The 12,268-nt window shown below is 45.7% G+C and carries 12 protein-coding genes; 7 read left to right on the top strand and 5 right to left on the bottom strand.

The genetic code is table 11. From position 1 onward, the window contains the following. The first annotated feature begins 135 nt into the window (after positions 1-135). From HMPREF1705_RS03970 to HMPREF1705_RS03960, 3 genes are all read left to right on the top strand, one after another. On the top strand, positions 136-1,131 hold the full coding sequence (locus HMPREF1705_RS03970) for a TRAP transporter substrate-binding protein (RefSeq protein WP_040348800.1): 996 nt from the start codon (positions 136-138) through the stop codon (positions 1,129-1,131). 63 nt (positions 1,132-1,194) lie between these two features. After that, positions 1,195-1,692, top strand: a complete 498-nt coding sequence (locus tag HMPREF1705_RS03965; RefSeq protein ID WP_111089639.1) for a TRAP transporter small permease — start codon at positions 1,195-1,197, stop codon at positions 1,690-1,692. Next, the gene (locus HMPREF1705_RS03960; RefSeq protein ID WP_009202189.1) at positions 1,692-2,975 is read left to right on the top strand and encodes a TRAP transporter large permease; all 1,284 of its coding nucleotides are present in this window, start codon (positions 1,692-1,694) and stop codon (positions 2,973-2,975) included. The genes HMPREF1705_RS03965 and HMPREF1705_RS03960 overlap by 1 nt, the downstream gene beginning before the upstream one ends. A gap of 10 nt (positions 2,976-2,985) precedes the next feature. On the opposite strand, the gene HMPREF1705_RS03955 is transcribed toward HMPREF1705_RS03960, so the two are convergent. From HMPREF1705_RS03955 to HMPREF1705_RS03945, 3 genes are read right to left on the bottom strand one after another with little or no spacing between them, the layout of a single operon-like run. After that, positions 2,986-4,275, bottom strand: a complete 1,290-nt coding sequence (locus HMPREF1705_RS03955) for a TRAP transporter large permease (RefSeq protein WP_009202190.1) — start codon at positions 4,273-4,275, stop codon at positions 2,986-2,988. Beyond that, the gene (locus tag HMPREF1705_RS03950) at positions 4,272-4,754 is read right to left on the bottom strand and encodes a TRAP transporter small permease (RefSeq protein ID WP_009202191.1); all 483 of its coding nucleotides are present in this window, start codon (positions 4,752-4,754) and stop codon (positions 4,272-4,274) included. Before HMPREF1705_RS03950 ends, HMPREF1705_RS03955 begins: the two co-directional genes overlap by 4 nt. A gap of 9 nt (positions 4,755-4,763) precedes the next feature. Continuing rightward, positions 4,764-5,798 carry a TRAP transporter substrate-binding protein gene (locus tag HMPREF1705_RS03945; protein WP_111089554.1) on the bottom strand — a complete coding sequence of 345 codons (1,035 nt, stop codon included), beginning with the start codon at positions 5,796-5,798 and terminating at the stop codon, positions 4,764-4,766. 94 nt (positions 5,799-5,892) lie between these two features. On the opposite strand from HMPREF1705_RS03945, the gene HMPREF1705_RS03940 reads away from it, so the two are divergent. Together HMPREF1705_RS03940 and HMPREF1705_RS03935 are read left to right on the top strand one after the other, a co-directional pair. Continuing rightward, positions 5,893-6,234, top strand: coding sequence for a hypothetical protein (locus HMPREF1705_RS03940; protein ID WP_040348804.1), 342 nt, complete (start codon positions 5,893-5,895; stop codon positions 6,232-6,234). A 97-nt stretch (positions 6,235-6,331) separates the two neighbouring features. Beyond that, positions 6,332-7,663, top strand: coding sequence for an SH3 domain-containing C40 family peptidase (locus tag HMPREF1705_RS03935; protein WP_111089553.1), 1,332 nt, complete (start codon positions 6,332-6,334; stop codon positions 7,661-7,663). Positions 7,664-7,689: 26 nt separating this feature from the next. On the opposite strand, the gene HMPREF1705_RS03930 is transcribed toward HMPREF1705_RS03935, so the two are convergent. Further along, entirely contained in the window at positions 7,690-8,577 is an 888-nt protein-coding gene (locus HMPREF1705_RS03930) for a radical SAM protein (protein WP_009202195.1), read from the bottom strand. Positions 8,578-9,057: 480 nt separating this feature from the next. Here HMPREF1705_RS03930 and HMPREF1705_RS03925 point away from each other — a divergent pair, with 480 nt between their 5' ends. Both HMPREF1705_RS03925 and radC read left to right on the top strand, forming a co-directional pair. Then, positions 9,058-9,768 (top strand): SagB/ThcOx family dehydrogenase, encoded by a 711-nt coding sequence (locus HMPREF1705_RS03925; RefSeq protein WP_009202196.1) that lies wholly within the window; start codon positions 9,058-9,060, stop codon positions 9,766-9,768. A gap of 132 nt (positions 9,769-9,900) precedes the next feature. Beyond that, entirely contained in the window at positions 9,901-10,830 is a 930-nt protein-coding gene (gene radC / locus HMPREF1705_RS03920) for a RadC family protein (protein WP_057940703.1), read from the top strand. A 231-nt stretch (positions 10,831-11,061) separates the two neighbouring features. Here the strand turns inward: radC and corA are convergent, their stop codons facing one another. Beyond that, entirely contained in the window at positions 11,062-12,120 is a 1,059-nt protein-coding gene (gene corA / locus HMPREF1705_RS03915) for a magnesium/cobalt transporter CorA (RefSeq protein WP_057940702.1), read from the bottom strand. Positions 12,121-12,268 lie beyond the last annotated feature (148 nt).

The following is a 12,268-nucleotide window of genomic DNA, read 5'->3' as shown; positions in this document are numbered from 1 at the left end:
TGGCCTAGCAAACTCAATTTCCACTTGCTAGGCCACGTATTGTAAGTTACACACTCCCTTAAAATACTATTCTAGAATTCCGATAAATGTGTTATATTCTATCACAATGAAATACATCATAAGGGGGAGTAATGTATGAGCATTAAGCGGTGGTTGAGTTTATCAATGGCAGCGATGTTTTTGTTCTTTTTCGCCTTTTGCGCATCTGCAGCCGACTACACGATCAAGGTGGGAACCATTCAGCCCGAAAGCCATCCCGACTGTGTCCTAATGAGGGAGGTCTTTCAAAAATACGTGGAAGAGAATTCCGGCGGTAGGATAAAGGTCGAGCTATATCCCAATGCACAGATGGGTGGAGACAGGGAGATGGCCGAAGCAGTTCAATTGGGTATCCTTCAGATGGCCCTCCCCGTTACGTCCATTACAGCCAGTTTCGAGAAGAGTTTCAACGTAGTCGAACTTCCGTATCTTTTCACGACCAGGGAATCAGCATTTGAGGCGCTCGACGGGGAGTTGGGCAAGGAGCTGGACAAGAGGTTGCTTAAAACGGGCATGATGAATTTAGGCTATTTCGAAAACGGTTTCAGACACATTACCAACAACAAACGCCCTATCTACAGTCCCGAGGATTTGAAGGGCTTGAAGATAAGGACAATGGAAGTGCCTCCGCATATCGCCTTCTTCAAAGAATTGGGGGCAAATCCCACTCCTATGAGCTTTGGCGAGCTTTACACGGCCCTTCAGCAAGGTACCGTAGACGGTCAGGAGAACCCCATAGTCCTAATACACGACAGCAGATTCTATGAAGTACAGAAATACTGTTCTCTGACCGGACATGTCTTTTCCGTCGTTCACATTTTGACCAATAAGTCCTTCATTGATAACCTTCCCTCCGAGTTGCAGGAAGTCGTAAAGGAAGGAGCAAGGAGGTTTGTGGCAAGACATCGGGAAGTCATGCCACAGGAAGAGGAAGAACTTATAGTGGAGCTCCAAAACAAGGGCATGAAGATCAACGACCTCACACCTGAGCAGAAGAAGCCCTTCGTTGAAGCGGCCCACGCCATTTACGAGCAGTTCAAGGGCGAGATCGGAGAAGACATCATCGCCTTGGCTGAAAAGGTAGCAAAATAGATCAAGATTTAAGAGGGGCTCATGCCTTTAGGGCCCCTCTTGTTTTCCAGGGAGGAATTCGTGTTGAAATCATTTGCCTTTAATTTAAAAATGTTCGACAAGCTCGAAGAATATCTGCTCGTCAGCAGCATGGTGGTAAGCGTCTGCATAGTATTTCTCCAGGTTGTAATGAGATACGTCTTTCAAAACTCTCTCACGTGGAGCGAAGAGCTTGCCAGATATATCTTCCTGTGGCAATGCTGGATAGGAGCAAGTTATGCCGTCAAGAAAGGCAGCCATATCCGAGTCGAAATTTTACCTAACAAATTTGCTGGCAAAAAGAAAGTTATGTTTGAAGTTATTATTGCGCTAATATGGTTTTCATTTACCATATTTCTTGCCTATACTGGAACACGGATCACGACTCATGTCTTCAATAGCGGACAACTTTCACCTGCAATGAGAATTCCTATGGGCTACGCCTATGCCTCCGTTCCTGTGGGTTGTTTTTTGATGTTAATACATTTAGTCGAAGATCTGGCGGGGTTATTTCGTAAGTTCAAGCAAGAGGAGGCCTTTTAATGGAAGCGCTGTTGCTGTTCGCCCTCCTCATAATCTTCATATCGCTGAGCGTTCCGATAGGTGTCACGATAGGCCTGGCAACTGCGATATGCCTTGCGACAACGACGGATATCCCTCTCGTTTTAGTGGCGCAAAAATCGGTGACCGGGCTCGATTCCTTTCCCCTCCTGGCGATTCCCTATTTTATACTGGCAGGTGCATTGATGCTTGAGGGAGGCATATCCAGACGACTGGTAAACCTCGCCGACAGCCTGCTCGGTTTTGTCACGGGAGGGCTGTCCATGGTCACCGTGTTGGCCTGCATGTTCTTCGCTGCCATTTCAGGTTCGGGCCCCGCAACGGTTTCCGCAATCGGCTCTTTTATGATACCGGCGATGAGGGATAGAGGGTACGATTCCGGTTTTGCCGCTGCCCTGACGGCTTGCGCCGGTTCTATCGGCGTTATAATCCCACCAAGCATTCCCTTCGTGATATATGGTGTCGTCGCACAAGTTTCGATCGGGGACATGTTCATTGCCGGTATCATACCAGGAATAATATTGGGGATTGCCCTGATGACAGTATGCTACATCATCTCCCGCAAAAAAGGATACCTTGGAAGCGCCCAGAGGCCTTCCCTTAAGGCTATTGGCAGGGCTTTCAAAGAGGCCGTGTGGGCTTTGATCATACCCGTCATCGTCTTAGGTGGCATATACGGCGGCATCTTTACCCCTACAGAGGCGGCTGTTGTGACTGTCGTATACGCTTTTTTCGTCGGCAAATTCGTGTATAAAGAGCTCACTCTGAAAAAAATATACAATTGCTTGCTCGATTCCTCCCTGGTTAACGGCGTTACGCAGTTTATGATCGGGCTTTCCATGGCCTTCGCCTCCTATCTTGCATTGGCACAAATACCGTCGACTGTCGCTTCATGGCTTTCTGGCATATCGAGTACGCCCTGGGTAACGTTGCTTATAATCAATATCTTTCTGCTCATAATGGGATGTTTCGTCGATAACATTCCTGCCGTAATTATCCTTACACCGATACTTCTTCCGATCATGAGACAGCTTGGGGTCGATCCTATCCATTTTGGGGTATTTCTCACCGTAAACCTTGCCGTGGGTTTTGTTACGCCTCCCTATGGCATTAACCTCTTTGTTGCTACGGCCATCTCGGGGGAAAGTATTGAAAGGATATCCAAGAACCTACTTTACTTCATAGCTGCAATGATATTATGCGTCCTTCTGCTAACGAATATTCCTGGTTTATCCCTGTGGTTGGTGGGGATGTTAAATCGTTGAGGTCAATTCATTAAAGCCCCAGTAATTTTGGAACATAAATTGTTAGACCCGGGAGCAATATGATCAAAGTTAATACGACAAGGGAGACAACTATAAAGGGCCATATGAACTTCAATACCTCACTTAAAGGCACCTTGCCCACCGCAGAAACGATGTAGTTACAAGCACCCATAGGAGGGGTTACCAGGGCGATGGTGACGTTTAGCGTCATGACAATGCCAAAATGCAGCGGGTCAATGCCCGCCTGCAGGGCCAGCGGATAAAATATGGGCGTAAGAAGGGTAAGGGTCGCCACTTCTTCCATAAAACAACCCATTACGAATATGATGGCGCTAAAGGTCAACATGAGCAAGACGGGGCTTGAGGTCAACCCTGCTTCGGCAAGCAAGCCCGCAAATTGCTGCGGTATTCTTTCCCACTTTAGCAGCCAGCCGACCGCTTGTGCTGCTCCCATAATTAGAAATATTGAGCTGGTCGTGCGCACCGTCTCGTAAAGTGCCTCGAAAATGCCCCTTTTGTCGAGCTTTTTGGTGTAAAACAGCCCTACCAGGAGGCAGTAAGCAGCAGCCAATGCCCCAGATTCCGTCGGGGTTACTATGCCTGTAACTATGCCGCCGATGATGATTATCGGCGCAAGTAGGCCGGATATGGATTGAATTAGTATCTTTTTTGCCTGCGACCTTTCTTCTCCGCTCGAAATCGGAGCACCGTATCTGAAAGAATAGAAGTAATTCATGACAGCATAGGATAGGCCTAAAATCAACCCCGGAACGATGCCGGCTGCAAAAAGACCGCCGATCGACGTATTTGTCATGGAAGCATAAATGATCATGAAGATCGAAGGAGGTATTATGGGGCCTATGAGAGAGCTTGCGGCAGTAAGGCCTGCAGCGTAACCTTGGTTGTATCCTTCCTTTTTCATGGCCGGAATTAAGATCGAAGAGAGAGCAGAGGCATCTGCAGCTGCTGACCCATTTACGCCTGCCAGTATTATCCCTGCAACTATGTTGACGTAACCCAGCCCGCCGCGCATGGAGCCCACTAAGAGCTTGGAAAAGTCTATGAGTTTATCAGTCAGGCCTGATCTGTTCATCAAAGACCCGGCCAGGACGAAAAAGGGGATGGCCATCAGGGTGAAGGAATCCATCCCGCCAAAGAGCTGCTGGCTTACGACACGAAGGAGCGAGGCGTCACCTAATACCGCTATCCCGGCAAAGGCAACCGATAAGAGCGAAAGGTAAAGGGGAAGGCCTATTAACATAAGAAAAAAGAAGAATAGCAGTAAAAAAATCAAACTCATCTCTCGTTCGCCCCCATGTCTTTTCTGTAGATGATAAACTCCACAAGTAGTATTCCAAGGCCCACCGGCAGGGAAAGAAGCGGTATGGTTTTCGGGATTTTTAAGCCCATCGTCCTCATGTTCCATGCTCCAATGGCATTATGGGCTCCATAATAAACGACCAATATCAGCACGATAACGCCTATAATGAACTTGAGCACGTTGAAGATGCGCTGCAGCTTCACGGGAAGCCTGGGCAGGATGAAATCGATGGCCATCATATCTCCTCGAAGGTGTGCACAGCTTGCCCCCACCATGACCATCCATATCAGCGTGTATCGCGCCAACTCCTCCGTCCAGATGAAGGAAGTATGAAATAGATACCGCGAGACCACTCCCGTGAGTATGTCACATATATTTAAGGCCAAGAGCGAGCACGAGGCGTAAGCGCATGCCCGCTCTATAGCCGCAGACAACTTGGGCAAAATATCCTTCGGCATGCCTAGTCCTTACTTTACGGCCTCATTTGCGGCCTTAGCGTCTTCCAGAGCCATATTTAGCCATTCCTCGTCAACAGTAGTCTTTAGCCATTCTATGTAAGCCGGCTGACCTTTGTCCCTAAAGGCGTTCATTTCATCCTCGTTCGGGGCATAAACTTTCATCCCTTTTTCCTCGAGGAACTTTATCTGTTCTGCATCTTGTGACTCGACCATCTCTCTGGTCATCACGTTGGCCTGATGGGCGGCTTCGGCTATCGCCTTTTGCTCGGCTTCGGGCAGTCCGTCAAAAAGATCGCCGTTTACCACCAAAAATTGGTCTGAATACTGAATGTTGGCCAAAGTCATATATTTTTGGACCTCGTAAAGGCTTCCTATGATGATGTAGGTGGCGGGGTTCATCTGGCCGTCGACGACGCCTGTTTTTAAGGCCATATAAAGCTCCGTCCATGGGATGGGTATGCCGCTTGCGCCAAAGGCTTTGTAAAGTATCACCTGGCCTTCGTCCATTGCCCTAAATTTAAGTCCCTTAAAGTCGTCGGGGCTTTTAATTTCGCGCTTTGAGTTGGTAAAGGCAAGAAACCCACCCTCTTCTACGGCCTCCAGCAGGACGGCGCCAGTGCGTTTTTTGAACTCCTCTTTTAGCTTTGACCAATACCTGCCGGAGTCGAAGAATTGGTGGGCCGCCTTGTAGCTGTCGAACATGAAGGGAATCGAAGCTGCATAAAGTTCGGGTAAGAGGGGGGCCATGCCGGCATATGACGCAACGTTTATGATGGGTTGGTTAAGCCCGCTCTTCGTCAAAAGCTCCATGCGTTCCTCTTCAGTGCCCAGCTGACTGTCGGGATAAAGCTCGATCTTTATCTTGCCTTCAAGTTTGTCCTCTACTAGCTTTTTGAAATTAACGGCGTAATAGTGGACAGCATTATTAACCTCGTCGGGTGGGCCGTTGTAAGACATCTTAACCGTCAGCGTCTCTGCCAGTGCGGACCCTGACAAAGCCAATATAGAGACCATGATAAGCAAACAGATAACTGCGCGCCTCATTCTCATCACTCTCCTAATCTATTTATGACTCAATAAAAGTTGAAATCATTATAATGAATTTATGCAATGCCGGTCAATGGAGGCCAGAAGTACATTGGTCATCCTTGCTCTTATCTTGACAAAGACGTTGAACTATATTCTTGTCGTTACCCTGCAATCTATATTTATACTTTATATTGTTCATGGCATAGCCCTTATAGCCCTTCCCTTCGTTAATAAAAAGTTCTACGAGAGTGCTATTTTTAGAAAGGGAAAGTTTTTGGTCTTAGGCAGCAGGTTGTTTTTTATTTGTTGTATGATAGCTTTAAGCTATAAGATGATCATCCAGACGTGGCAGTTGATACTTATTTGTGTCGCAGTAGGAACGGGGATTTTCTTATACAGAAAAGTAAGGGATTTTAAAAGCGAGGTTTTAAGCGAGGCAGAAAAGCTATAGTAAAGCGGGGTTCGTGCCCGTGTTTTTGACGAACGGCGGATCTAGCATTGCGTTTTGTTAGATTAATATATTATTTTTGATATTAGGAGGTTATTCATTGTCCCTTTTGAGGCTTACTAAGGTGTTTAAAGAGATATTGTTTGGGATCATACTTTTGCTTTTGTGCGTTTTCCCTTTAGAGGGCACTGCATTTGGGGAATTATCGCCAAAGGTCCCGCAGAATCCCTTTTACTATCTGAGGGGCGACTTTAACAAGCCCCTGTTAACGGCGCAAGAGCAGGCCAAAAGGGCATCTGTTGCTAGAGATCGTTTTTTTCTCCCCTGGAACGGAAATTTTAGGCATTCAAAAGACGATTTATTGTGGCCTTTTGGCGTTTACTTGCCGGGGCAGGTTTACGGAGAAAATGAAAGGCCCAGGCAGAAAAATTGGTTTGACGATATTTACGCCAGGGCGAATGTCGAGGCTTTTCAAAGCTTGGACATGCCTGGCATAGTCATAGCCGAAGGAGCGCTTAGGGCCTTTCCCACTTTTGAACCCATCTTTTTATCTCCCGATCTTCCGGGGGAGGGATATCCCTTCGATTACGGTCAAGTTTCCTGGGTGAACCCAGGGGAGCCGATACGGATTTCCCATTTAGCTCGGGATCGTGCGTGGGCTTACGTGGAGACCTCCTTTGCAGCCGGGTGGATAGATTCCAGAAAGGTAGCCTACGTTAACGAGGACTTGATGAAAAGGTACGCCTCTTTGCCGCTTTCGGTGGTAGTAAAGGACGATACGGCTGTAAGTAAAGACGGTCGTTTTCTCTTCAATGCCAAAATGGGCACTCTTCTGCCTTTAAATAAGGGATTGCTCTATGAGATGGAACTTCTGGTGCCGACCGGAAAGGACGATGCCGGTTTTGCGACCTTCGGCTTGATTCGCCTTTCGAAGGAGAAGGTGAAGAAATGGCCTGTAGAATTCAATCAATGGAACGCTGCCAGGATGATAGACGAGATGATTGGGAAGACTTACGGTTGGGGAGGGTTATACGGAAAAAGGGACTGTTCTGCAGCTACGAGAGATTTATTTTTGATTTTTGGCATATGGCTTCCAAGAAATTCTAAAGCCCAGGCAAGAAGCGCAAAGCCGATTTCCCTTAAAGGCTTAACTCCCGAACAAAAAGAAAAAACAATAATTAAGCAGGGCATTCCCTTCGGGAGCCTAATTTACAAACCAGGGCACATCATGCTTTATGTAGGCACTTACAGGGGAAAGGCCGTAGTTTTTCACAACCTTTGGGGCCTTAAGACACACGTCAAAGGCAAAGAGGGCCGTTACGTTATAGGCCAATCCATATTGAGCACCTTGGACATCGGCAAGGATTTGCCCTGTATAGACCAGGTAGGCTTGCTGATAAATACGGTAACGGCGATGACAAATCTCCTGTAAAACAATTTCCAAGCCTATCCCGGGGCCTACCATAGATGAATACCATGTTTTCGCGCTATCTCCACTGCCCTTTGAAACTCAGCGCGATTGACGGACCTCGAAAGCTCAGGATACTGCTTAGCCTTGTATAAAGGGCGGTACTGGTCCATTATGTTTACGAAGGTTTCGGTAGAAATTTCGGTGGCCAAAAATTCTATCACCTTTTCCGTGCAAGCAAGGTCGTTTGGAAGTACCAGGTGCCTCACTAAGAGCCCTTTAACGGCGATGCCCCTGTCGTCCGTCTTTAAATCTCCTACCTGTCTGTGCATTTCCTTGACTGCACTTTTTGCCACAGAAAAGTAATTAGGAGCTGAAGAATAACGCATGCCCCTTTCGTCATCGCCGTACTTAATGTCCGGCATGTAGATGTCTACGATTCCATCAAGTAATTTCAAAGTATCGACGGAATCGTAGCCGCCCGTGTTGTATACGATGGGAATTTTTAAACCCTCCTCGAAGGCGATAAGAAGAGCTTTCAATATTTGGGCGACGCAGTGCGTGGGAGATACCAAGTTGATGTTATGACAACCCATCCTTTGAAGCTCAAGCATGATGTCAGCCAATTCTTGGGTGGAGACCTCATTGCCCTTGCCAAGTTGACTGATGTCGTAATTTTGGCAAAAGACACATGCCAAGTTGCAGTGGGTGAAAAATATCGTGCCCGAGCCAAATCTTCCTACTAAAACTTTTTCTTCCCCGAAGTGAGGTCCGTAGCTGCTCACGACGGCATTTCTTCCCGTCTTACAAAAGCCCTTTTCGTCTTTAAGGCGATTTACGTGGCACTTCCTTGGACACAGTTCGCAATTCGACGAAATTTCTAAGGCCTTTTCAAGACATTCCGATAGCTTTTTTAAGAATTCTTTGTCCTGTTTCATGATGAACACCTCAAGTAAAAGGAGCTAAATTTACGCCCCCTTGGTTACTGTAGTTGGTCAAATTGTAGTCTAAACTGAGGCAAGATAGCTTTCAATAAAACTTCGATACCTGCATTGCAAGTTTACTGCTCGACCTTTGGTGCCTTTCGCCCTGTAAAAGGGCGTTGCCTTATTCTTTTTCAAGAAAATAATGCTACTGGTATTATAACAGACGCATTGCACGAAAATTTGGAGTACCGAACTCCTAAAGAAGTTGGTCGTCATCGTTCAGCTTCTGCTCATGTCTAAAATGAACAGATGAGCGTAGTTTCACGCAAGGCTATTCGGCCCTTTGGCGAATACGGTGATCATCTTTTGCTAAAATGATATAGCAATATATGTTTGGCAATTAGCGAGTGCAGTTACAAAAAATCAAGGGCAGCAGCATTCCTATGTTGAAAATAGGCTTGTACTGTTATTTATCAAAAAAGAGGTGATTTTATGAATAAAACAAAGTTAATAATCATGTTTGTGGCATTAATATGCTTAGGAATGGGAGGGTTTTTCATGATGACAGGAGCAGGATACGGAAGTGAACCAGGGAAGCATGCCAATGGAAAAATAAAGCTACCTGAACCCAGATACGAGAGCGACACATCTGTTGAGAAAGCTTTGCTTGAACGAAGATCGGTTCGCAGATACAAAGATGAGCCGCTGACGCTTGGTGAGGTTTCACAACTCCTTTGGGCTGCGCAGGGAATCACCGGTCAAAAATGGGGCTTTAAAACGGCACCTTCCGCAGGTGCACTTTATCCACTTGAATTGTACGTCTTGGTTGGCAATGTAGATGGCATCGCAAGAGGCGTATATAAGTATGTGCCCCGTGGGCATGAACTCTTGAAGGTCATAGATGAAGATTTACGAGACAGTTTGGCTGTCGCAGCTCTCAGGCAATCTTGCGTCAGGGATGGCGCCATTGACTTGGTATTTACCGCAGTTTATGAAAGAACGACGGGCAAATACGGCGACAGGGGCATCAGATATGTGCATATGGAAGTCGGGCACGCTGCTGAAAATGTTTGTCTGCAAGCTGTTTCTTTAGGCCTTGGCACAGTGGTCGTTGGAGCCTTTAGGGATGAGGAAGTAAAAAAAGTTTTAAGCCTTCCAAAGGAAGAACGTCCGTTGTGTATAATGCCTATAGGAAGGATATAAGTATCTACGTTATGCGTCGTGTATCGTGTCGTTGCACAAAAGGTAATTAGTAAACGAGTACATTTGTCCCATCTCAAATTTTACGGAGCCGCGAGATATCATCATAGAAACTGAACGGAGGTCATTATCTGCATGAGCGACGAGATTTTACCGGCAAAAGAACTGCTTGACTTCATGGTGGCAAACGCCATTTACCCGATGTACAGCAAGAAAGGAAAGGTATATTTAAGATGTTCCAAAAAGTGTTTGCTTACCGAAGAAAGGGCGAATGACATAGTTCTGCAGTTAAATATCAATACAGCTTATGAATGCGAAAAGTTAAGGGGAAAAATTAAAAGAATGGTGGCAGAGCGGAAATCGACACGGCCGATCAAAGAATGGGTGAAAGAGGAAAGGCCAAGGGAGATGCTCGTGCAGCTTGGGGCAGAAAACCTACCCTTGGCCAAACTTTTGGCGATAATTTTAAGGACCGGGAAAGACGGCATGAGCGCAGAAGAGCTCGCAAGGACTTTGCTCAACCGTTTTGGATCGCTTCGCGGTATAGATTCGGCGCCCATCTCAGAAATTTCCAAAATTGATGGAATCGGCCTTGCCAAGGCCGTACAAATAAAGGCAGCCCTTGAGCTTGGTAAGAGATTTTTTAAGGAAAAGGCTGAGACGAAGAAAAAGTTAAATAAACCTGACGATGTGATCGGCTATGTTTCCGAATATTATGCCCCCTATCTGAGGGATAAGCAAAAGGAAGTTTTTAGCGTCATTCTTTTGGATATTAAAAATAAGCCCATTGGAAATGTTGAGATAAGCAGAGGCAGTGTAAACACCACCATAGTCGATCCCAAGGAAATCGTAAAGGTTGCGTCCTTAAAATCCGCATCGTCGGTCATACTCGTCCACAATCATCCTTCGGGCGAAACGACGCCATCGTCGGAAGATGTCGAGCTTACTAGCCGCATAACCTACGCCTGTGATCTCGTGGGCGTAAACGTGCTCGATCACATAATCGTAGGCAAAAATCCGGGTGATTTTTATAGCTTTGCTAAGGAAGGCCTGATATTAAATTAAAGGCGATTGCTGTTCATGGTGTGGAGTTTAAGTCTTTCCGCGGCAACTTTTGTGCCGAAGGACAGTATGCAAGCCCGCCCCCGAATAATGTTTTGTTTTGTGTAAAAGGTAACCTTCTATATAATATTGTAACAATCTCTATATTGAAGGTAGACTTTAATATGAAGTTACAAGATAATTTATATTAAATTTTAAATTGAATTAATTTGAATAATATTAGGAAGAAATTTATTACATCCACTTTTTTCTTTTAAAATACACCACCATCCCTATGCCGATGACCAACATCACGATTAGCGCCATGGGATAACCATATCTCCATTCCATCTCCGGCATGTATTTGAAGTTCATGCCGTAAATGCCCGCAATCAGGGTCAAAGGGATGAATATCGTGGCTATTATGGTCAAAACCTTCATGATCTCGTTAGTTTTATTGCTTATGCTCGAAAGATATATGTCAAGCAAACTGCTTGCCATATCCCGAAACATTTCAACGGTGTCTATTGCCTGAATGGTATGGTCGTATACATCTCTAAAGTATATGAGTGCTTCAGTGATTAAATGTGAATCTCCCTTCGACAGCTGGCTTAACACCTCCCTCAAGGGCCATGCAGACCTTCTCATGTTAATTAAATTACTTTTAAACTTGTGTATTGCCTGTACGGTATCTTGGGAGGGGTTTGTGATCACTTCGCTTTCCAGGCCTTCAATCTCTTCTCCCAGCTTTTCGAGTATTATATAGTAGTGATCGACAATGATATCGATTAAGGCATGGAGGAGATAATCGGCGCCCCTCTTTCTGATCGCTCCCTTGTCGTTTTCTATCCTTTCGCGTATAGGGTCAAAGATGTCAAGTTTTCTTTCCCGAAAGGTAAAGACAAAGCTGTCTCCCAACACCATGCTGACCTGCTCGATTTCGATCTCGTGCGATTTGTCGTCGTAGGTCAACATCTTGAGGACAATGAAGATGTAATCTTCGAAGTGCTCTATTTTGGATCGCTGATGAATATTTAGGATATCCTCTAACACAAGGGGATGCAGGTTGTAAATTTTGCCAATCTTTTCTACAGCATCTACCCTGTGCAGCCCCACAACATCTATCCATGTGACGGTAGTAGGATCTTTAAATGATGCACACTCATCTATATCCTTGACCTTTATTTTTCTGTATTCGCTGGCATTGTAGTCTATCGCAGTTATCTCGAACTCTTCCCTTTTGTTGCCAGTATATATGAGCGTTCCCGGTGGAGCCCCGACCTTTTTACCGATCTCCTTTTTGGATCTTTTCACATCGATACCTCCGTTTGTCACAATAAGATGTAATATATATATTCATCATACTGCTATGCTAAGGCAAGAGCTGGTGATGCAGTTGTCGGCAAATACTCTACGTCCTTTATTTTAACCGACAACGAACCTGTAATTTTATATTGACACA

The sequence above is a fragment of the Acetomicrobium hydrogeniformans ATCC BAA-1850 genome (assembly GCF_000160455.2).
In the GTDB taxonomy this organism is placed as follows: Bacteria; Synergistota; Synergistia; order Synergistales; family Acetomicrobiaceae; genus Acetomicrobium; species Acetomicrobium thermoterrenum.
Note: the sequence above shows the minus strand (reverse complement) of the source record. Positions and strands in the feature narration are given on the sequence as shown.